The 19,593-nt window shown below is 55.2% G+C and carries 20 protein-coding genes and 2 pseudogenes; 9 read left to right on the forward strand and 13 right to left on the reverse strand.

Features of this window, described 5'->3' with window-relative positions:
- The first annotated feature begins 281 nt into the window (after positions 1–281).
- The gene (locus tag EOHIBHHM_RS25570) at positions 282–641 is read left to right on the forward strand and encodes a hypothetical protein (RefSeq protein WP_497258971.1); all 360 of its coding nucleotides are present in this window, start codon (positions 282–284) and stop codon (positions 639–641) included.
- Between the two features lie 13 nt (positions 642–654).
- Here EOHIBHHM_RS25570 and EOHIBHHM_RS25575 read toward each other — a convergent pair.
- The 3 genes and pseudogenes from EOHIBHHM_RS25575 to EOHIBHHM_RS25585 form a co-directional block, all read right to left on the reverse strand.
- Positions 655–1,895 (reverse strand): annotated as a pseudogene (locus tag EOHIBHHM_RS25575) (RNA-guided endonuclease InsQ/TnpB family protein).
- A 7-nt stretch (positions 1,896–1,902) separates the two neighbouring features.
- Positions 1,903–2,046 carry an AbrB/MazE/SpoVT family DNA-binding domain-containing protein gene (locus EOHIBHHM_RS25580; protein ID WP_497258973.1) on the reverse strand — a complete coding sequence of 48 codons (144 nt, stop codon included), beginning with the start codon at positions 2,044–2,046 and terminating at the stop codon, positions 1,903–1,905.
- A 159-nt stretch (positions 2,047–2,205) separates the two neighbouring features.
- Positions 2,206–3,114, reverse strand: coding sequence for a hypothetical protein (locus tag EOHIBHHM_RS25585; protein WP_497258975.1), 909 nt, complete (start codon positions 3,112–3,114; stop codon positions 2,206–2,208).
- A gap of 168 nt (positions 3,115–3,282) precedes the next feature.
- On the opposite strand from EOHIBHHM_RS25585, the gene EOHIBHHM_RS25590 reads away from it, so the two are divergent.
- From EOHIBHHM_RS25590 to EOHIBHHM_RS25600, 3 genes are all read left to right on the forward strand, one after another.
- Positions 3,283–3,753, forward strand: coding sequence for a DUF7964 domain-containing protein (locus EOHIBHHM_RS25590; protein WP_497258976.1), 471 nt, complete (start codon positions 3,283–3,285; stop codon positions 3,751–3,753).
- Positions 3,754–3,878: 125 nt separating this feature from the next.
- Positions 3,879–5,279 (forward strand): DEAD/DEAH box helicase, encoded by a 1,401-nt coding sequence (locus EOHIBHHM_RS25595; RefSeq protein ID WP_497258978.1) that lies wholly within the window; start codon positions 3,879–3,881, stop codon positions 5,277–5,279.
- The gene (locus tag EOHIBHHM_RS25600; protein WP_497258980.1) at positions 5,279–6,640 is read left to right on the forward strand and encodes a DUF790 family protein; all 1,362 of its coding nucleotides are present in this window, start codon (positions 5,279–5,281) and stop codon (positions 6,638–6,640) included. The genes EOHIBHHM_RS25595 and EOHIBHHM_RS25600 overlap by 1 nt, the downstream gene beginning before the upstream one ends.
- A gap of 182 nt (positions 6,641–6,822) precedes the next feature.
- Here the strand turns inward: EOHIBHHM_RS25600 and EOHIBHHM_RS25605 are convergent, their stop codons facing one another.
- The 9 genes and pseudogenes from EOHIBHHM_RS25605 to EOHIBHHM_RS25645 all read right to left on the reverse strand — a co-directional run bounded on the left by EOHIBHHM_RS25605 (position 6,823) and on the right by EOHIBHHM_RS25645 (position 13,809).
- On the reverse strand, positions 6,823–7,254 hold the full coding sequence (locus EOHIBHHM_RS25605; RefSeq protein ID WP_497258982.1) for a type II toxin-antitoxin system VapC family toxin: 432 nt from the start codon (positions 7,252–7,254) through the stop codon (positions 6,823–6,825).
- A 2-nt stretch (positions 7,255–7,256) separates the two neighbouring features.
- A complete protein-coding gene (locus EOHIBHHM_RS25610) occupies positions 7,257–7,556 on the reverse strand; it encodes a helix-turn-helix domain-containing protein (protein ID WP_497258984.1) in 300 nt (99 codons plus the stop codon).
- Between the two features lie 106 nt (positions 7,557–7,662).
- Positions 7,663–8,637 carry a DUF7983 family protein gene (locus EOHIBHHM_RS25615; protein ID WP_497258986.1) on the reverse strand — a complete coding sequence of 325 codons (975 nt, stop codon included), beginning with the start codon at positions 8,635–8,637 and terminating at the stop codon, positions 7,663–7,665.
- Positions 8,638–8,929: 292 nt separating this feature from the next.
- A complete protein-coding gene (locus tag EOHIBHHM_RS25620) occupies positions 8,930–9,151 on the reverse strand; it encodes a hypothetical protein (RefSeq protein WP_497258988.1) in 222 nt (73 codons plus the stop codon).
- Between the two features lie 141 nt (positions 9,152–9,292).
- Positions 9,293–9,760, reverse strand: coding sequence for a hypothetical protein (locus EOHIBHHM_RS25625; protein WP_497258990.1), 468 nt, complete (start codon positions 9,758–9,760; stop codon positions 9,293–9,295).
- A 573-nt stretch (positions 9,761–10,333) separates the two neighbouring features.
- Positions 10,334–11,617: pseudogene (locus EOHIBHHM_RS25630) on the reverse strand (tyrosine-type recombinase/integrase).
- Between the two features lie 456 nt (positions 11,618–12,073).
- The gene (locus tag EOHIBHHM_RS25635) at positions 12,074–12,745 is read right to left on the reverse strand and encodes a hypothetical protein (RefSeq protein WP_497258992.1); all 672 of its coding nucleotides are present in this window, start codon (positions 12,743–12,745) and stop codon (positions 12,074–12,076) included.
- Between the two features lie 250 nt (positions 12,746–12,995).
- Positions 12,996–13,391 carry a VOC family protein gene (locus EOHIBHHM_RS25640; RefSeq protein ID WP_497258994.1) on the reverse strand — a complete coding sequence of 132 codons (396 nt, stop codon included), beginning with the start codon at positions 13,389–13,391 and terminating at the stop codon, positions 12,996–12,998.
- 4 nt (positions 13,392–13,395) lie between these two features.
- A complete protein-coding gene (locus EOHIBHHM_RS25645) occupies positions 13,396–13,809 on the reverse strand; it encodes an ArsR/SmtB family transcription factor (RefSeq protein WP_497258996.1) in 414 nt (137 codons plus the stop codon).
- 945 nt (positions 13,810–14,754) lie between these two features.
- Between EOHIBHHM_RS25645 and EOHIBHHM_RS25650 the strand changes: the two genes are divergently transcribed.
- The 5 genes from EOHIBHHM_RS25650 (at position 14,755) to EOHIBHHM_RS25670 (ending at position 18,397) form a co-directional block, all read left to right on the forward strand.
- Entirely contained in the window at positions 14,755–15,114 is a 360-nt protein-coding gene (locus EOHIBHHM_RS25650) for a MarR family transcriptional regulator (protein ID WP_497258998.1), read from the forward strand.
- Positions 15,114–15,452, forward strand: a complete 339-nt coding sequence (locus EOHIBHHM_RS25655; protein ID WP_497259000.1) for a type II toxin-antitoxin system PemK/MazF family toxin — start codon at positions 15,114–15,116, stop codon at positions 15,450–15,452. Before EOHIBHHM_RS25650 ends, EOHIBHHM_RS25655 begins: the two co-directional genes overlap by 1 nt.
- A 177-nt stretch (positions 15,453–15,629) precedes the next feature.
- The gene (locus EOHIBHHM_RS25660; protein ID WP_497259002.1) at positions 15,630–16,589 is read left to right on the forward strand and encodes a transcription initiation factor IIB; all 960 of its coding nucleotides are present in this window, start codon (positions 15,630–15,632) and stop codon (positions 16,587–16,589) included.
- Positions 16,590–16,669: 80 nt separating this feature from the next.
- The gene (locus EOHIBHHM_RS25665; RefSeq protein WP_497259004.1) at positions 16,670–17,119 is read left to right on the forward strand and encodes a universal stress protein; all 450 of its coding nucleotides are present in this window, start codon (positions 16,670–16,672) and stop codon (positions 17,117–17,119) included.
- A gap of 1,023 nt (positions 17,120–18,142) precedes the next feature.
- On the forward strand, positions 18,143–18,397 hold the full coding sequence (locus tag EOHIBHHM_RS25670; protein WP_497259006.1) for a hypothetical protein: 255 nt from the start codon (positions 18,143–18,145) through the stop codon (positions 18,395–18,397).
- A gap of 313 nt (positions 18,398–18,710) precedes the next feature.
- Here EOHIBHHM_RS25670 and EOHIBHHM_RS25675 read toward each other — a convergent pair whose 3' ends face one another.
- Positions 18,711–19,583, reverse strand: a complete 873-nt coding sequence (locus EOHIBHHM_RS25675) for a succinate dehydrogenase/fumarate reductase iron-sulfur subunit (protein ID WP_497259008.1) — start codon at positions 19,581–19,583, stop codon at positions 18,711–18,713.
- Positions 19,584–19,593 lie beyond the last annotated feature (10 nt).

Below are 19,593 nucleotides of genomic sequence, written 5' to 3' on the forward strand. Positions count from 1 at the left end.
GAGAGTGAGCCACCGTCGAATAAGGTCTGGAGAGAGTTGGGACAGCATACCCTCTCCCCATGCGGTCTACAACGATAACTTAGCTAAGTGAGCGCAGTCTCTCGGCTTTTCTGCTTACCCGAACACGGATTAACACAGCTATATTTACGCTCATATCGTTCAAAGAACGATGTTCGCTCTTTCCTTGTAAATCTATGTCGGACAGACACTGCTTGACCGCGGACTCACCATAGTCGGTGGTAAATAGGCACCCTGATGGGTGCTTTCTGTGAACTCCAGGTATGGCTGAGACGTATGCTCTCCTCGTTCAAATCGAAGCGCACGAGTATTACGGCGAGTTTCATATCGTCGGCGACGGGTATGGAACTCCAGCAGAGATCTTAGACCACGTTGGTGGCGACCATCTCTTGCGGATTTCAAATGCCGCGTGTATCGAAGAGTACCTGCTTGACGTCCTGAATACCGGCGAAAACGCACGCAGGGACGATTACAACGCGACGGACATTGATGTCGAGTGCTGGATTCACGTTGATGTCTCCTACCAGCGATATGCGTTCGGCGTAGGCGATATAGTACTTGAGTTCACCGGCGAGCCGACCAAGGACGAGATCACATCGAACGTGGAGAAGTTGGAGTCGTGAACCTGCCCCGAGGTCAAGCCTCGGGGCTTCCTGCTTCAACGACGCGCTTTGCATCCACCCCAACCGGGGTGAACACAGGGAGCGCAGTCTGCACAGGCGTTGGTTCGGAGCGTCCCGCCCCTACATCGAGCTTCTGACGACCGCGAGAAAGAATGTTCTTCGCCGCGTTCAAATCCCTATCCTCCTCGTGGCCGCACGCAGGGCACGAATGCTCACGCACCCACACCGGCTTCGCAGTCTCCACACCACACCGCGAACACTCCTTCGACGTACCTGCCGCTTCGACCCTCACGACATGAGTACCATACAGCTCACCTTTGTACTCTAATATCGTCAGGAACTGCGACCACGCCGCGTCCTGCTTATTCTTCGCGGACTGCGACGTCTCCATCATCGGCTTCACGTCCAAATCCTCGACAGCCACCAAGTCGTACTCTTTCACCAACCACGTCGACAACTTGTGTTGGAAGTCCTCGACTTTCCGTTTGATAGTTCGCCTCGCCTTCGCCACTTTCTGTCGCTGTTCCCCCCAATTATTCGACCCGTGTTCCTTCCGGTCAAGTTTCCGCTGTTCACGGGCGTATCGCTCGTACTCGTCATCCAAGTCGAGCATGTCGACCGAGAGGTTGTCCGACGTGTGGATGTACGAGAGGATACCGAGGTCAAAACCCACACAGTCAGCATCGTCGAGTGACTCTGGAGATGGTTTCTCAGGGAGTTCTTCGTCCGGTATTCCGGTTATGAATGAGACGAACCACTCGCCGGTTGCCTCTTTCTTCAGGATGACGCGCTTGATGTCGTCAGTCTCCGGAATCGGTTGGTGTTCGCGGACAGGGAAGCTACCGATTTTGGAGAGTTCGAGTTGAACGTATCCGTCTTGACCCGTGTTGTGATCCACGTCGAAGCCTTCTGACTGATACGCGACTGACCGGAACTCACCGCACCCTTGCCATTTGAGTCGCCCTGTTTTGTATCCGTTCTTCCGCCGTCCTTTCAGCGTCTCGGTGTCCTTGTGGATTTGCGAGACTGTTTGTTGGGCGGCATGCGCGGATACGTCACCATAGACCGGCCACTGCTTTTTCCATGTGTGAGCTTCTTGTGTTGCTCGTATGCGGCAGGCCGGTTGCCTTTCTTGTAGGAGTAGTAGTCTCGAACCGCGTCGTTGCGGATTTGGCGGTGGATTTCAATGTGCCGCCACGCTTCGCTAGCCGTGTTTTCGTCTGGGTAGGCACGACAGCGAAGCGCGGTATCCATCGTGGGGTTAGTCCTTGGTGGTGGCTTTTTCAACAGTGAGTTTGAGTCGGTCTCCGGGTTGGAGTCCGAGTAGTTCTCGGGTTTCTTCAGGGATTGTGATTTGCCCACGTTCGCGGAGAGTGGGGTAACATTTCATCTGATTCATACCCATTCACTCACACCGAATCGTATTAAAAGTGATGACTGTTTGTGTGCGGTGGGCCTGTGAGCAGGTCGTCGTGAGAGAAAAATGTAGGGAGTGTCGGCATTCACCCTCGGGGTCAAGCCCCGAGGCACTCTGCCTTGATTATCTGTAGACGAGTCCCACCTGTCAGGGGTTGAAGTGGTAGATGTAGGGATGATCAACCTTGCCAGCAGGCATTATGTCTTCGAGTATCTCACGGACCTGTGCTTCAGAGGGTGCGCTCGTGATGATTCGATCATCGTAGATGGCGACATGGGCTTCGTTCAGCTCCAACTCGCGTAACTCGCGACCAAGGCTTCGAGCTCTGGCTTTACCCATCTCTTGGTGGTAAATCCGCTCTAATTCGTCGTTTTTCTCCCGCAACTGGTCGATTTCCGACGCATATCGCTCTCGGTTGCGCTTGTTCTTCATGTAGAAGCGTAACTCTTCCGTGTCTGACTTCTCAGCCTCTTCGGGTGCTGGAAGCGAGTTGACGACGCCGAAGCGGTGTTTGGCTTCCTCGTATTCGTCGTCGATGTCCGTACTGAGCGACCCACCGAAGACGATGTTCTTGACTCCGATCCACCCATCGTAGATAATCTGTCCCTCGAATGGAAGTAGGACGACGCTCGAAACCGGTATCGGGAGTGCGCGTTCGTCCCAGAGTTCGGAGAACGGTATCCGAGTGGGCCGCACCGCGTATACTTTTGGAGGCTCTGTCCAATCGAGAAAGATCGCATCATGCTGTCGGTATCGAACAACGACGAACTCCCCGGCGACAAAGTCAGTCCAAGCGGCGATCTGTTCGAGATCAGCCTCTGACAGCGTGGCAGGATTCTCCTCGACGAAGTCCGTGATCAGTTCCGTCGTCGATTCCTGATACAGCTTATCTCGGAGGGGCAAGAGCTCGTCGGAGTAGGCCTGTTTCAAATCGTCCAGAGCTTCGACACCATCGATGACATTGAATCGATCGTTGACGTACACCAAGAGATGTCCGTAGAGATCCAGAAACCGTTGCTCGCTGTCTTCGGACAGTCGTCTGTCGGTCTCGCCCATGGTTCCTGTACGTGTTCACACTCTCGCTAATCAGTTGTTTCGCCACCGGCAGTGACTGGTTCTGACCGACACTGGCACGCTTTTCTCGCTGCATCGACCGCAACTGCTTCGGTGACGAAACGGTGATTTGTCTCTCCGACGATTGTGTCTCTAGAGGATCGTGCCCCGATGACCAAGCACCCTACACCCGATGATGAGAGCCCAGTTGTTCTCGACTCGTTGCCTGCTGGCGGTCTGAGCATGGAGATTGTCGATATATTCAACGACAGAGACATATTTGAGATGGTCGGCCCACTTGTCATCGACACTACCACGAACGAGATTACCCATCTCAACTTTGTCATTGATGACAGACATCACTTCGTCGGCTGGAACCCGACGAACGAGCAATGGGAGCAGATTATCGTCGTTGTCGATGAGCAAGCGGATGACGATACGGTTGTTCTCGAGTCGGCGATCAAGGTGTTTGATGACGAAACAGGAGAGCTAGCACTCGGATTCAATCAGAGAACGAATCCCTCCGTTGAAGATGTCGCAGCGTTCGTCTGGGAGTATGTCGAGTATACGTACCCAGAGACTGATCGGTTATTCAACGTGATGGACGAAGCGCTGGACGAACTGAGGGCGGACGCCGGCTGACTGAATTCGGGCGAGCGGAGCTGTTCACAGCTACCTGACACTCTAGATACGGTCGAGCGAGGCGTGTATCGTACGCGATAACCCACAGATTGAATTCTTCTCACTGTCTTGCGTGTAGATACTGAATGCGGATTGAGTTCGACGACGGAACGCTGTTACTCCGTGACGCGCCGGCCGACGTCCCCTACGTCGAGTGGGACGACCGCGTCGACGAATACCGTGCACAGGCCTATCGATATCGATCGCTTCTCGAATGGGCTGGTGTGTGGACGGACGGTGACGAACAGGCGACGCTTCAGGACGGCTTCACTAACTCGTTTGAAAATGCCGCCCGAGCGTACCCTGATCTTGCGCTCACACCGGCGCTTCACATCGAGCCACGTGACTACCAACAAGCAGCTCTCAACGCATGGGTCGAACATCGACGACGCGGGAGCGTTGTCCTCCCGACGGGCAGCGGAAAGACGTTCCTCGGGCTACAGGCTATTGCGGATGCTGGTGTCAGCGCGCTCGTTGTGACGCCAACGATCGACCTAATGAACCAGTGGCACGCCACGCTCACCAACGCTTTCGGTGACCAACTCTCACAGCCAATCGGCGTGCTCGGTGGCGGCAGCCACGAGGTCACCCCGATTACGGTCACGACCTACGATAGCGCCTATCGCTACGTCAACGAGTATGGCGACCGGTTCGGGTTGCTCGTCGTCGACGAGGAACACCACCTGCCAGCCCCGACGTACCAACAGATCCCCGAGATGATGATTGCGCCGTATCGACTCGGCCTCACAGCGACCTATGAGCGCTCTGATGGGAAGCACGAACTTCTCGAAGATCTTCTCGGCTCAGTCGTCTATCGGGAGCAGGTCGACGACCTCGCCGGCGAGTACCTCAGCGAGTACGAGACCATCCACATGTCGGTCGACCTCACAACCGACGAACGCAAGACGTACGACGAGGAGTACCAGATCTATCGCGACTACGTCGACAGCCACAACTTCGATCTCTGGAAGGAACGCGGCTACCAGGAGTTCCTCAAACGGACCTCCTACGACTCACAGGGACGGCGGGCGCTCATCGCCAAGCAGCGCGCCGAGCGAATTGCTCGGACAGCGACGAAGAAACTCGATACACTCGATACTCTCATCAAGCGCCATTACGACGACCGCGCCATCATCTTCACCGCGAATAACGACTTCGCCTACGAGATCTCTCAAGAGTTCATCGTCCCCTGTATCACCCACCAGACGAAGACCGACGAACGCACCGAGATTCTTGAGCGATTCCGCACTGGAGAGTACTCGTTGCTGGCAACGTCCCAAGTTCTCGATGAGGGTATCGACGTTCCGGCTGCGAACGTCGGAATCATCCTCTCGGGGAGTGCGTCGAAACGGCAGTACGCCCAGCAGCTTGGCCGTATTCTCCGGCCGACGGACGACCGTCAGCCAGCGCGTCTCTACGAGATTATCACCGAAGATACGATGGAGACGTATGTCTCCCAGCGACGCCGCGAAGGGGTGACCAAGTAGTGTTGACCGCGAATCTCGCCCGGTCGCGCACGACCGACGAGACGATTACGCCACTGTTCATCGACCCATCCGATGCACGCTACCGCGAGACAGCAGAGGAACTCATCCGACTGTTCGAGAGCCATCTCGGTGAACCGAAAGGTGACCTCGAGGACGCGATCGACGAGCTGACCGTCGCAGATACTGACTACAAAATCGTCCAAGGCCTCGCGAAACTCCTGAAAGATGAGTGTGCGTTTGAGGTCGTCGCGTCGGTCGACCCGCAGGAGATCCGCCGGTTGCTCTTCGAGAAAGCTAACGAGCAGTATCCTATTGTCCGACAGCCCACGCTCGGCGAGGACACCCAGCAGCTGGAAGTGTACAGTGCAGTTGCCGACGAATTCGGGATCTCGCTCGAAGAGTGCTACCGTGGAATGTACGCCGACCTGGAGGACAACAAGCGCCTTGTCCAGATTGGTACGCGGACGGCTGACCGATACACGAGTGACGGTGACACGTCATCGTCGACGACAAATCTGACCGGCAGTAGTGGCGAGGAGTACGAACACACGGACCTCACCGTCGATTGGCTGTTGACCCGATACAACCTCGCACTCGCTCAAGCTGTCCTCTACGACGCTACAGAGATGCGGATTCGTGTGTGGGACCACTTCGGGACGGTGTTCAGCTACGTGAAGCTATTTGGGCTGATGCATCGAATTTATCCAATCGACGCCGACGGCAATCGTGTTTCAAGTACGGATCAGGCAATAGGGTATGAGGCTGTGTTGGATGGGCCTGCGTCGCTCTTCTCGAAATCACAGAAATACGGGATTCGCATGGCGAACTTCCTGCCAGCGTTGCCCCTCTGTGAGCGGTGGGAGATGAGCGCTGAAATTCTCGTCGACGAAACGACTAGCGAGACACGGCAATTCACACTTGATCAGGGCGAAGGTCTCGATTCGCACTACAGCGCGGGGGAGCGATTCGATAGTGACCTCGAGCGGACGCTCGCCCAGAAATGGGAGCGGGCGAACACAGAGTGGCAGTTAGTACGCGAGGATGATGTCTTCGATCTCGGTGCCGAGGTGATGATTCCTGACTTCGCAATCGAACATCCCGATGGCCGGCGAGTGACCCTCGAAATCGTTGGCTTCTGGACACCGGAGTATCTGGAGTCGAAACTGGAGAAAATCCGGCAGGTGGATGCAGAGAACTTCATGCTGGCCGTCTCAGAGCAACTGGAGTGTGCCAGCGATGACTTTAGGGTCGTCGCGGATCGCGTACTGTGGTTCAAAACAGGGATTCATGTCTACGATTTGGTTGAGATGGCCGAGCAGTACGCGACTGGGAGTGCTCACACTGAGATAGACCATCAATAGGTATTAGCGAAGGTAGTTGTATTTTTCATCGTTCGATAATCTGTAGGGAATCGTTGATACCGGTCTCTCCAGCTGAGTCGGAACAGGCGTTGACCAGCTGACCTTCCAACGATCCGATTCTCGTCTTACCGACTGCACCCCAGAATCACACTCGAACGCACTTCTGACAGATTAGACCGGGGTTAGCCAACGAATGGATTCGCGTCTGTGTTGAGCCGTGTGAGTTGGTCGAACCGATCGAAGTCGTTGTCGAAGCTGTAAATGTAGGTGAATCCAACGCGATTCATATACGCCGTGGCGAGTGCGTCGGCCAGTTCCAGTTCTCGCTCCCGGACGAAGATACTCTGGGCGTTCACGAAATCGTCCTCCGACGGATGAACAAGGTCAAACTGAGAACTGTCGTGGAGATACCGATATGTCTCGACACCACGCTCCCAGCCGAGATTCTTCTGAATGGCGTTCGTCGCCTCAATCAGGTTGTGTGAGAGAATCCGCAACTGGGGGAGATCGCCTTGGTGTGCTGCCTGCATGATTCGATGGCCCGGTTCGTGGAACGAGTCGTTGCGATTCCGATCCGCATAGATGATACCAGAATCGAGAAGCGCCGTCGCCACAGTTAGTTTAGCGAGGCTTCTGTTTCCTCAAGTGCGTTCGTCTCTGGTCCGTCTACAGGCGTCGGTGGCTTCACATCCTCACGAGGCCGCCACCACAGAATCACCGACCCGCCTTTCTTCCGTTTTACGAGACCACGATCAGAGAGCGCCTCTAAGTGGCGACGTGCCGTATCCGTCGAGCAGCCGAGGATATTTGCGATGTTGCTCGTCGTCGCTGCCGGCGGCTCAATCGCATTGAACACCTCCAGCACATCTTCGTCGGTGACTGTGACATCACCATTACTTGTCTCGGAATCGCTCATAGGCGTTCTTAGAGACCACATCGAAAATACGTTTCCCAACACTGGGACTACGTTTCTCCCTATAGAAACTGCGCTGCTTGACTCCTCCACTGACGGAACTACTCCATTAGGAGCGTGTGCCAACTTCCGTCCCAGGTGTGAACTCGGTCAGATCTTCGATGCGTTGTTCGAGTTCCTCGACCTCGTGACGTAACTGCTCGGCTTCCGGCTCGTCACTGCCTGCAAGTCGGTCTTTGAGTCCCTGCAGCCGGGTTTCCTTGTGTTCTTCGTCGACGTCGGCTTTGCGGACGTATGCACTCTCTTCGATATTGTAGACTGCTGCCTCTGACAGGCCAGTCACGTCGAGTGCGTCGTCGACTTTCGCGCGGTCAACACCCAGCACTTGCTCTCGGGGAACACCCGCCTCTTCGAGCACACGCAGTACCTCTTCATCGTCTTTGAGGGTGCGATTATGCCGTGTCGTCCGCTGGACGGATCCGTATTGGCCGTGGACGGGTTGGTCATGGTGGAGTCGGTCAAGCAGGAGTTCACGGACCGACTGACGGAGATCACCAGCGTTGTGCTGGACATCCGAACAGAGCGTGTAGAGGTTGATGAGCACCGGTGTCTCACAGTCTTCGAGTGTCGTTGAGTCGTGGCGCTCGAGGGCGTCGATGAGAAGGAGCATATCGGCATAGACGTCAAGGTCTGGTTCGACACGCTCACTTTCGGTGGCAGCGGGGCGACTCTCGACCAACTGTGAACTCGTCGGGTCGTCGGTTTCAGTAATCGTCTCCGTCCGCTCGTCGCACTCGTAGCGTGGATGTAAGCTGAGAACTGCTGCATAGGGTTCGGCATCGGGTGGGAGTCGACTCAGATCGAATGTGCCACCGATTTCACCAATCCGCTCGGCAAGTGTCGCGAACTGCTCGCGCTGCAGCGGTTGTGAGGTCTCTGATTCGACGAACTCGATAATGATGCGGTGCGCTTGGCTGTCAGTAATGCGGAACCGTTTGTCTGTGAGCGGCGTCACGAGTGTCGCTTCATCGGGAAGCGCGTCGCATTCCTCGAGCAGCGTGTGCCAACTCCCAGTGAATGGCATACGTGACACTTGCCGTCCGGCGATAAAACATCTCGGCCGCTATTCTGGACGGTAGTCTGTACGGGTTCGGTGATCGATATCACTCCAATTTCGCTGCTCTGGTGACGACTGTGCTGCCCGCTCTTCTGCCAGAGCTCCGGAAACGGTGGTGTGTTACCGTCGGTTAGCGGTAACGTATTAACCAACACGACCCACCCTGATTCGACCTGTTGGTTAACGCGCTGACGAGTACTTGTTGTTGTCGAGAGCTGGTTCTCCAGGAAACAGCACAGATTCCGAATTCGTCTCGACTTCAATCGGTAATCTTGAGACCGTGCTTGGATTCGTACAGATACCCCTTCAACAACAACTGTTCGAGGAGGTCCTGCGCCTCTGGCCGTTCGAATCCACCGTCAGTGATGAACTCAACTGCTGTCTCCGGTTTTATTGACTCGTCCTCTTCCCCAATGCCCTGGGTGATTTGTTCGAACGCAGCTTGTTGTGACGGCGTCAGCGGGGTCGACGGGTTCCGCATTATCTGTCTCTCTGTCGGCGTCCACTGAGACTGTTGGGGTTGTCTCGAACTCTCGTCAGGAGAATCACTTGAGATGACCAACTGAACGACGACTCGTCAGTGGCAGTGGTGGTCGACGTTCACTCAAAGCCTACCGGGACTCTATGTAGAACTCTCTGACACGGCTCCGATGTCGTAGGCGTATGTGTAGACACAGACCAAGAGAATGCCACCGAGAGCGAGCGCGTTCGTCAACCAGTCTGCCACAGCAAACACACCGATAAGAGATACTGGTATGAAAAACGCTGTTCCAATAGCGAGTCCCATCGCACAGTAATATCGGGGGCCGAGGAGGTCGATCTCTCGCTGCTCGGAATCACCGTTGAACACTGGCCAGAATGCGCCACAGACGGCGCCAGTACTGACGGCGGTCAGTACCGTGACCGGGAGGAACTCAGGATGCCAGAAGAGGAGTGTCCTCACTGACAGCGTGGTGATCTTACTCACCCCCAGGACGAGCGCGCTTCCAAGGGTGAAATAGAGGAGAAGCGCGGTGAGAGTCCACTGTACAGTGGTAAATAGCCGTGTCAACGGCGCTGGTTGCGCGATGGGTATTCTCTCAACGAACATTGTTTGTTAACACAGACCATAGCTACTGTCTTATCTATTTTGTGCAGTTAGGAGACAGAACACTTCCCCAGCGACAACGAGGCCGCACCAATAGTGGCAGATCTCAGCGGCGACCCGATAGACAGCAGTCTCGCTGCAATCGAAAGGGTGGATAACGTTATTAGCTAATATCGATTTGTGGAAGTTTTTGGACCTCACAACGTAACAAGATTCTCACCTATTGAGATCTTCGTGCTGAATGTAGGGCGCAAGTCAGTCAGCGAATCGAAGTGATTTGAGAGACGGCGTACCCAATCGAGACACTACCGGCGACGAGGCCGATAGTCCCGAGTAATTGGTTTCGGGGGACAACCGTTGTCTGTGAGATGACGAGCAACGCGATTAGAATCACAAGTACCCAGAGGGGACGTTCCAGGTTTTCACTCATAGATTACGTCCGAATACCAGACATATGAAACTCCGGTTGATTCGACTCGTAGTGCTGAACTTACTCTCTATATTCAGCACGCAGCTATTGTCCGTATCTGTATGATTCGACGGAGGAAACCGGTAGTATTGATTGCTGGATGAAGTTCACTCCCCGAACGCCTCGGTCAACTGCTCGCGCATAAACTCACGGCGTACCCGTCGCGACCGCGAGTCAGAGAGATAGTTCTGCATCACGACTTGGGGGTCGCTACTGCCTTGCTCTGCGGCGATTTCTTCGACACCTTCGAGCACGCCCTCGAGGACTGCCGTGTACGTGTCGTACCAGAAGCGCCGACACAGCTGTGGACTCGGACGCTCGCCGTCGATACGCTCTGGGAGATCGGCGTCGGCGGCGAGCGTTTGGAACCAGTTCCGGATGGTGTCTCGTGTCACGTGGGGTGTTTCACCTTGTGACGACGGGAAGACGTACCCTGTCCACGTCTCATCGCCTGCTAGCTCGTCGATTCGTGCGTCCAGAACGTCCAAACCGAACAGCACCGAGACTTCTCCGGGACCGTTCTTGCGATTCTCGAAAGCGATGTAGGGGACGTCGTCGTCGGCAACATCACGATTGAACTGCGAGACGTGGAGTGCTGCGGCCTCGCTTGCGCGGAGTCCCCAGCCCGCAAGTGCTACGACCAACAGCCGTTCTCGCGCCGTCGTTGTGACCTGCATCAACTTCCGAATGTGGGCTGCGGAGAGTGCTGGCGTCGACGACTCCTCAAGTTCCCACTTGAACTCGTCGTAGAGTCCGCTCGCTGGGTTCATCGCGGCGACGCGTCGCCCGACCAAGTGTTGATACCAGGCGTCGACGATGCGCCGGACACGCTGGAGCGTCTGAGCGCTGTAGGCACGATCTGCCTCCTCGTTCAACCAATCGAACGCTGCATAGCACGCATCGACGGCTTCGTAGGCCGGAGCGTCTCCGTCGCGCTGAATCGGTGTGAGGAGGTTATCCGTATCGTTCGCTTCTCGGTAGGCACGTACGTACAGGTTCAGCCGCGTTCGGAGGGTTTCGACGGACGACGTCGCGAGGCTGTACCGTGATTGTCGGCGGTCGAGAAACCGTTCGAGGGCATCAATCGTTTGTTCGTCTGTAGTGGCCCACGTGTAGCCCTCGTCGTCGTCGCCGAGCCCGAGGTCCTCAGTCCAGAACTCGTCAAAGGGCCGGTCATGCTGGCGCCGTAGTGCGGCAAGGTATGCCTGAGCGTCGTGATCTCGAAACCACTGATGGGTCGGCTTTTCGCTCGTCGAATCAATGCCTGCTGCTTCGAGACAGGGCGCGATTTCGTCCTAGTACAGCTCTGTGAAGTCCTCGAGGGAACAGGTTGTCCAGCGGACGTCGTCGAACGAGGGCGTGAGTTTCGGTTCTTCCGCTGACTCACTCATCGCGATGGTCTCCTTTGAGAGCGAAGATTCCGAGGTAGTAGCCCACTCGCTGCGTGTGGTGGTGTTTCTGAGTGTGGCATGTTCTGAGTGTTCAGCGTTTCATTCGGTTTTCTTATAGTTTTGTGGATTTAGCAGACCTCTCCAGTCTGCTAAACACACAGTAAATGCAGTGAAGATATGCCTGTGAAGAATAAACTGTATATCGCTACACAGAGTCTGCAGCGAATTTGTGCTTTTTGAAGCAACGAAATTGACCTCGCAACCTCAAGTCGAAGGATCGATGAAGTCTGCTGGATCGAGGGGCTGCAGCAGCGACGTCTACGTCAAAACGCAGGAAGAATATTATCCAAGCGGCTCTGTTGAAACCCTCTGTCGATGATAGGTTTCTATGGCCGTGCTGAATAGAAGGCGCGAGTCTTGTAGAGGTTAGTCGATAAGTTGGCCTTTGTCGATGCTTCACTCGATCCGGCCAGCATGGAAACAGAGGATTGCTCCAACGGCCAGAGAAGTGATCCGTAAGAACTCAGCAATACCATCCTCCGTCCCTCGATATCTGTACGCCCCTTGTTCGTAGTACGCGCCCTCATGGGCAACAATAGCGTGGGTCTCGTCCCAGTATGCGAAGCCGGTCAGTGGAGAGTTTGTATGGACGGTTCCCTCCTCAACAACTCGCTGGACACCCCTTGGGAAGCGCCTGAAGGAAGTAGATGCAAGTTCAAGAGCAGTAGCGTTTGAGACCAGAACGAGATCAACCTTCGTGGTATCGTTATCGTAGAACGTGATATTCGACCGGTAGAATCTCGTCTCGGCGTTGCGGAATATGATGAGTTCTTTTTCTGGACCAAAGCCATGGGCAGCACGGTATGCTTCGTCAGAGACGATACGAGGACCGTCATCTTTGACCCGATTCGCGAGTTCGCATTCATCAGACTCATCGTAGCAGAAGGAGGTCTTGTCCGCCCAGCCTAGTATTCCGGCGAGTTGTGGGTCGTCGGGAGTGACTTGATTTGCGTTGTACTCATACGTCCAAGCGACAGTCCCGAACGGTGCAAAAACTGCTGCGAGGAGGAAGAGTACACCGATCAACGCGAGTGCAAAGCGACGAGACTGAGGGCCGAGGGAGGGCATGTATCGAATCTCTAACTGAGGGAACACAATTCTTTCTATGACAGACATTCCAGTGGTGAAATCAACCCTCCTACTGTGCTGAACTCACACTCTAAGTGTTGCACGCCGCTTCTGACAGCATGCGGTGAGGTTTCTACGGGCGTACTGAATAGAGCGCGCGTATCTTGCACGGTCGGTTGTAGCGAACTGGGCGGTAGATAGACCCATGTGGTTCACGCCAATCTAAAAACCAATTCATCCAATCGGGAACTTATTGCTGGATAATTTGGATGAGATTTCCGCATGTGTCATTGAAGACGGCCAGCGTGACGCCCCCGGCGGTCATCGGCTCTTGGGTAAATTCAACGCCTTGCTCGCTCAGCCGGTCGTATTCAGCCTCTACGTCCTTGCACCCGAATTGCGTCCAAGGAATGCCGTTGGTGACGAGCGCATCGCGATAGGTTTCCAGCGCCTCAGCTACCTCTGAACTCCCCGTTGGTTCTAGGAGTAGCTCAACGCCGTCGGGCGACTCGGGCCCAACCACGGTTAGCCATCTCGCCCCGCCCGCCGGGACATCTGTCTTCTTCTCAAAGCCCAGGACGTTCGTGTAGAAATCCAGGGCCTTCTGCTGGTCATCAACGTGTACGTTTGTTACGGTAATTTCCATTTCATTAACTCCTCTCGGTTTCTGTGTTGGTGTCGTTCTCGGTCAGGCTGTCAAGCCAGGCTGCGGCCGCGTTGACCTGATCTGTCCCCGCGAACTCCAGAACTCTGTACTTGCCCCGCCGGGTCGAAGCGACAAGTCCAGCCTCCTCGAGAACGTCGAGGTGGTTGCTCACTCCCTGTCGAGTCATGTCGACATCATGCTCCATGATGAGCCGCGTGCAGAGTTCGTAGAGCGTCTGTCCGCTGTTGTCCGTCAGTTCCTCTAAAATCAACCGCCGGGTATTGTCGGCCAGCGCCCGGAACACGCCGTCATTCGAGGTCACGGGACACCATGCAAACAGACAGTTGCATGTATAGATAAACCTACCGGCGGGGGCTTCAACAGCAACGTCCTGTAGATATCGCGCTGCTGCATACACTCTCTAAGTCTTGCACACGGTTTCTGACACCGTTCGATGAGGTTTCTACGGGCGTGCTGACTCGATGGAAATTCTGCTACCCATAGAGCGCGTGAACAAAGTATGGGGCGCAAGAGACCGACCTGAGTTCCGTGCCCGAGAGCACGTTGTGCTGACTGGTCCGAGTGCGTAGGAAGCCGAGACTTGGGCGAGACAGCCCGGATGCCGCTCGGGTGGCATCCGGGAAAGCCCGCATAGGTGAATTTCTGTTCACGCACCGGCGTCCCATCCCGGAGGAACAAACCATGTACCTTGAGTGATTAACCCAGTATCTTGGAAACTTCGATCACACTACCGGATTGTATGGGGTACCTGTAAATTTCCATCCCTGACAGTAAGATTAGTATGATGAATTCTTTTATTCTCTTAATGCAGAGGAATAATCCCTCGGAGTGCTCAAAATCTGTTATCAGGGGGATATAACCAATTTCAGGTTAAGCACGACGTATGGTCTCAAATACTGATGGTGGTGTTTGATATATTTATTTGGATAATCAGTTGGCTCCCTTACTTGCATCTCTCTACGAGAGAGGGCTGTGTGTGATTTTCATTTTCGCGAGGAAGATTATGCGGACACAGTGGAGTGTCCGTCGTCGCCGGCTGCTTGATCACTTGACATGACAGGGGCCGCCCAGAGTCGAGTAATACTCAATCATCCTATTGGCCTCCGTATCCGGCGACACGCGGACCAAGCATACTCGTGATAGGAACCTCCGGAGTCGGCTCCTTGCGGCCTGGCGTTGCGGGTTAGGGGACCAGCCCCCTACTTCCGCCTGCTCTGTGCAGACTGGAACCTGCACGCCGCTGCTCCGGGCCGTGCAATGGATGGGTGGACTTTGGCGCAGAAGAGTAGCGAACATAGGGAACAGCACAAACAGTTTAACAAAGGAACACCAAGGTACGACTATGGGCGCTGATAGCATTGATATTCGCCGGTTCGAGGAGGCTGACTCTGACGAGTTTGCTTCTAAGACAGATACTGAGAAGATTGTCGAGTTCCTTGCGACACACAGTGACCAGGCGTGGAAGGCGAAGGTCATCGCTGAGCGAGCGGGGGTCAACCCTGACTCGGTGAGTACGCTTCTTAGCCGGCTCAAGAGCCGTGGCCTCGTTCGCCACAAGGAGCCTTACTGGGCCATTACTGACGATCAAGACCGACTGTACGATGCCCATCGACTGCACGCCACGACAAAGCGGCTCGATGAACGATATGGTGAGGAAGACCCAGATCAGTGGGCTACGGAAGCCAGCCAGGAGCTGGAGTAGTGCTGCTCGAACAAGGCGCGATTATCTGGGCTGCTGATCCGTTCAAAGACGGTGATGAGGGTCGTCCTTGGCTCATCATCGGGAATTCCGAGGCTCCGTTTCACGGCGAACAGTACATCTGTCTCGCACTCACGTCAAAGACGTACCACGACGAAGCACTCTCACTTCGCGAAGATGACTACGACGATGCGCCCCTGTCGATGCAGTCACACATCATGCCGTGGTCGGTTGCGACCATTGAGAGGAAAGACATCGAACGCTATGTGACGGCTGTTAGGAGCCAACCGCTTGAGACAGCAGTTGAGCGACTGATAGGTTACATCGACGTTGAGGACTGAGTAGCCGTTAATCTCTCCTTCGCCATGACGATCGCTCAGAACACTGGAAGTGGTGGTGTGTCTGGGCCGCGTGATAGTTGGGTTCGGTGTATAGGATGAACACTTTCCCGAGATGCAGTCCGACTCGCCAATTCTGTCGGCCCAGCCCTTTTGTTTCGGGCGATTGAATCAGTGTCAATGGTCAACTCTTCGCCACAGCGTACTACCACATCCGAAGCAGAGGAGACAGCGACTGATCAACAGTCAGCAACACAGACCTGTCCGGAGTGCGAATCGGAGGCAATCATTCAGGACGGTGACGAACTGCTGTGTGAGGACTGTGGGCTCGTCCTTGACGAACAGGCGATTGATCACGGCCCAGAGTGGCGGGCGTTCAACGCCAGCGAGCGCGACTCGAAATCACGTGTTGGGGCGCCAACTACCCAGACGATGCACGACAAGGGGTTGACGACGACGATAGACTGGAAGAACAAAGACGCCTACGGGAATTCACTCTCCTCGAAAAAGCGCGAGCAGATGAGTCGGCTGCGAACGTGGCAAGAGCGCGTCCGCACGAAGGACGCTGGCGAGCGCAATCTCCAGTTCGCGCTGTCGGAGATGGACCGGATGGCTTCGGCACTCGGCGTGCCGCGGTCGACACGTGAAGTTGCCTCGGTCATCTATCGGCGCGCCCTCAACGAGGATTTGATCCGTGGACGGTCGATCGAGGGGGTCGCCACGGGCTGTCTGTATGCGGCCTGCCGTCAGGAGGGGATTCCACGCAGTCTTGATGAAGTCGCCGACGTCTCGCGGGTTCCCTACAAAGAGATTGCTCGCACCTATCGGTATCTCGCCCAAGAGTTGAGCCTGGAGATGCGGCCAGTTGACCCGAAAGATTTCGTACCACGATTTGCGTCCGAATTGGATGTCCCTGAAGAAGTCGAGCAGAAGGCAAACGAGATTATCGACAGCTCGGCTGAGCAAGGACTCCTTTCCGGAAAGTCACCAACCGGGTTTGCGGCGGCAGCACTGTACGCAGCAGGACTCCTCTGTAACAAGAAGCGGACACAACAAGAAGTGGCCGACGTGGCGCAAGTGACTGAGGTAACGATACGGAATCGGTATCAAGAACAAATCGAAGCAATGGGGATTCACTGAGTAGCAGTTGCTCGAAAGCAATTTCACAGCCAGCTGGTTGGCCAGTGAACACTTCCCGCATGATTCCGAAGGGTCCCCCAATGTACGACCGAATCCTCCTTCCGACGGATGGCAGTGAGGGGACAGAAACCGCTGTCGAGCAGGCGATTGAACATGCAAAAACGTATGACGCAGAGTTACACGTGCTTCACGTTGTCGACCAATCGGTGGTTGGTCTCTCTGCAACCCCAGCAGCGGGTGGGGTCCCTGCGGATGTGCTTCGTGAACAATTTGATGAGGAGGGGCAGACACTTGTTGAGGCCGTTGCGGCACAGGCAACCCAAGCTGGTGTCCCAACGACTACAGAGGTGGTCGACTATGGACATCCCCACGAGAAAATCACGTCGTATGCAACAGACCACGGCATCGATCTGATTGTCCTTGGGACTCACGGGCGGTCGGGAATCGACCGCCATCTCCTGGGCAGTGTTGCTGAAAAGGTAATTCGAACTGCAGAGGTTCCCGTGCTGGCTGTGCAGCTTGCTGAGTGACAGTTTCTCACCGCGTAGGGTCGAGACGGAGTGCCGACCACCAGGGGAGTGGCTGGCGACCGGCGATGGTTCGGAGTGTCACGACCGACGAGAAAAGCGCCGGGCGTGCTTCTAGGGCCGAGAGACCTGGTGTGCGTCGTCCGACGCACAGGTAGATGTGAGAGCCTGTTCGTTATCAATCTGTTCGCTGCTACTCGTCGACGGGATCTACTTTATCATGAGCGTCTCTCGTGGCTGTCTCTGGCGGTGACGATAGTTTGTGCTTCTTGAGACAGTGACTGTCGGCCGCACCCACCGCCTCGGGACTACATCTAAAGAGCACAGCCACCCTTCGGCGGAATGCTTCGATACCTCATCAACGTATATTAGCCCCTCGAACAAGCCGCTTGCCGTCCTGGTCAAGTGGCGTCTCAATCAGCCCCGAGAGTAGAACCATCCCTCAATGCAGAAATCAGGCGATCACAAGGTGGGAGTTGGGTTGCTGTGTTAAGCAGACATAGTGGAGTGGGAGATTCATCCCGAGTGTCATCGTCGGCTGCGAGATTATGCGGACATGGTGGGGGGTACCGTCGTCGCCGGCTACTCGAATAACGGTCTCGGACCGTCTGCAGTCGGGTTACAGATGCATGCTAGACTACCGTGTCTGGTGCCGTCCAGATAGAGTGGGCGATTTGTAATTTAATCGCGTGACGCCTCCTTTCTGCCATAAACGCGTGATTTACAATGGAAACGTGGTGTGAGGGCATGTTCTTGATTTTCACAACCTCCATCTCTTGTTGAAATGCTCTAGCATGGGCCATCGAGGAGCCGACACTCCGTACTCACTCGCTGTCAGCTGGGCCGTGCTGTGAGCGACGCTTTCAACGGGACACCGTCCAGATGGTCGTCGACGTCAATCTCGCTATATTGTCAATAAAACAAACATATTTTTCAACATATATTTATTTTCTATTATTGTTCTACTACTCGGATAAATCAATATAGTGACAAGTATTATTGTCTAGAAGTGCGTGACTACTTCTCATGGGAGATGGGACGATCTATCGCGGCAGTGATGGAGAGTACTACGGGGATGTGGATCTCTGGGAGCGATTCGAATCCGGGGTGTGGACACCACAGTGTTGGAACACCGAGACGGGGAGAGAGTGGGTTGAAACAGAAGACAACGAGGTCCTCTGTCTTACGCCGATCGCACGCCGCAACGTCGCCGAGGAGACACACTTCCGACGTGTCTGTGGCGGTATCCATGTTGTTGTCGGTCAGTCGATCCGCCGGTAACCAGAGCGTGGTTCTCCGGCGTCGTTTTTGACGCACATTCTCGGTTGTAGCGTATCTCCCCGTCTGCGGTCGCTACGTTCGACTGGCCCGAGACCTTGTCACGTTTACTTGGATTCTAGCAGTGGCTCGTTGGCTGCCGTCGCTGTGCATCGGCGTGATGCCGATTAACCAACACGCTCGATTTCGTTGGTTAATCGGTGTCGATCATACAGCCGAAGTGGTCATCTCGGTTCCCACGTCAGTCTCGGGTTGCAGACGTCCCTCTCGAGTGGCGCTTACACACTGGTATCGAGAACACACCCGATATTCTCTCTCACCAGAATTTGAGATTTCGTTTGACTGATTCACGCTTCAGTTCCTGGATTTCCTCGGTGATCGGAATATCCTTCGGACAGACGGTAGTACACGAAAATTGCGTGTGGCACTGCCAGACGCCATGTTCCTTGTCCAGGAGTTCTACCCGGCGCTCTTTGGCGTCTTCCCCCTCTCGTTCGTCGAAGTAGAAGCGATACCCCTTGACGATCGCCGCCGGTCCGATGTACTCGCTATCAGTCTGGGCCGGATTACACGACGACGTACAACAGCCACACTGGATACATCGCGAGGCCAGCTTGATCTTCTCGCGATTCTCGGGCGACTGACGTTGCTCTTCTCGTTTCCCAGCAGGAAGCTCGTCGGGCTGAAAAAACGGCTCGACAGCCTCCATTCGGTCGTAGAAAGGATCCATGTCGACGACGAGGTCCTTGATGACTGGTTGGTGAGGAAGTGGTTCGACGCGAATCGGTTCGTCGAGATCCGAGAGCTGGGTCTGACAACCGAGGCGCTGACGGCCGTTGATGAACAAGCCGTCACTTCCACAGACACCCATTCGACAGGAATGCCGAAACGTGAGCGACGAATCATACTGATCTCTCGCGTAAATGAGCGCATCGAGGACGGTCATTCCCCGTTCGGTGGGGATAGTAAACTCATCGAATCGGGGTTCCTGTTTGGACTTCACATCGGGATCGTATCGGAACACCCTGAGACGGAGCGGTTCTGTATCCGAGTCGACAGCCTGTTCGGCTTCAGCCTGTGATTGAGTAGCCATCGCCCGCTCTCGTTTCCGTTCCAGCCGTTGCTGTTGTGACGTCTCGTCGGTGTCGGATCCGGTTTTCGTCGGCGATGATGGCTGCTGGGTGCTCATGAGTTCCCTC

This window comes from Halogranum roseipondis (assembly GCF_059695585.1).

What these genes read in the sequence shown, in the direction of transcription:
- EOHIBHHM_RS25570 (WP_497258971.1), top strand. Translation starts at nt 282, where the DNA reads ATGGCTGAGACGTATGCTCTCCTCGTTCAAATCGAAGCGCACGAGTAT.
- EOHIBHHM_RS25580 (WP_497258973.1), bottom strand. Translation starts at nt 2,046, where the DNA reads ATGGGTATGAATCAGATGAAATGTTACCCCACTCTCCGCGAACGTGGG.
- EOHIBHHM_RS25640 (WP_497258994.1), bottom strand. Translation starts at nt 13,391, where the DNA reads ATGGAAATTACCGTAACAAACGTACACGTTGATGACCAGCAGAAGGCC.
- EOHIBHHM_RS25660 (WP_497259002.1), top strand. Translation starts at nt 15,630, where the DNA reads ATGGTCAACTCTTCGCCACAGCGTACTACCACATCCGAAGCAGAGGAG.
- EOHIBHHM_RS25595 (WP_497258978.1), top strand. Translation starts at nt 3,879, where the DNA reads ATGCGGATTGAGTTCGACGACGGAACGCTGTTACTCCGTGACGCGCCG.
- EOHIBHHM_RS25620 (WP_497258988.1), bottom strand. Translation starts at nt 9,151, where the DNA reads ATGCGGAACCCGTCGACCCCGCTGACGCCGTCACAACAAGCTGCGTTC.
- EOHIBHHM_RS25650 (WP_497258998.1), top strand. Translation starts at nt 14,755, where the DNA reads ATGGGCGCTGATAGCATTGATATTCGCCGGTTCGAGGAGGCTGACTCT.
- EOHIBHHM_RS25590 (WP_497258976.1), top strand. Translation starts at nt 3,283, where the DNA reads ATGACCAAGCACCCTACACCCGATGATGAGAGCCCAGTTGTTCTCGAC.
- EOHIBHHM_RS25675 (WP_497259008.1), bottom strand. Translation starts at nt 19,583, where the DNA reads ATGAGCACCCAGCAGCCATCATCGCCGACGAAAACCGGATCCGACACC.
- EOHIBHHM_RS25585 (WP_497258975.1), bottom strand. Translation starts at nt 3,114, where the DNA reads ATGGGCGAGACCGACAGACGACTGTCCGAAGACAGCGAGCAACGGTTT.
- EOHIBHHM_RS25665 (WP_497259004.1), top strand. Translation starts at nt 16,670, where the DNA reads ATGTACGACCGAATCCTCCTTCCGACGGATGGCAGTGAGGGGACAGAA.
- EOHIBHHM_RS25635 (WP_497258992.1), bottom strand. Translation starts at nt 12,745, where the DNA reads ATGCCCTCCCTCGGCCCTCAGTCTCGTCGCTTTGCACTCGCGTTGATC.
- EOHIBHHM_RS25615 (WP_497258986.1), bottom strand. Translation starts at nt 8,637, where the DNA reads ATGCCATTCACTGGGAGTTGGCACACGCTGCTCGAGGAATGCGACGCG.
- EOHIBHHM_RS25610 (WP_497258984.1), bottom strand. Translation starts at nt 7,556, where the DNA reads ATGAGCGATTCCGAGACAAGTAATGGTGATGTCACAGTCACCGACGAA.
- EOHIBHHM_RS25625 (WP_497258990.1), bottom strand. Translation starts at nt 9,760, where the DNA reads ATGTTCGTTGAGAGAATACCCATCGCGCAACCAGCGCCGTTGACACGG.
- EOHIBHHM_RS25670 (WP_497259006.1), top strand. Translation starts at nt 18,143, where the DNA reads ATGGGAGATGGGACGATCTATCGCGGCAGTGATGGAGAGTACTACGGG.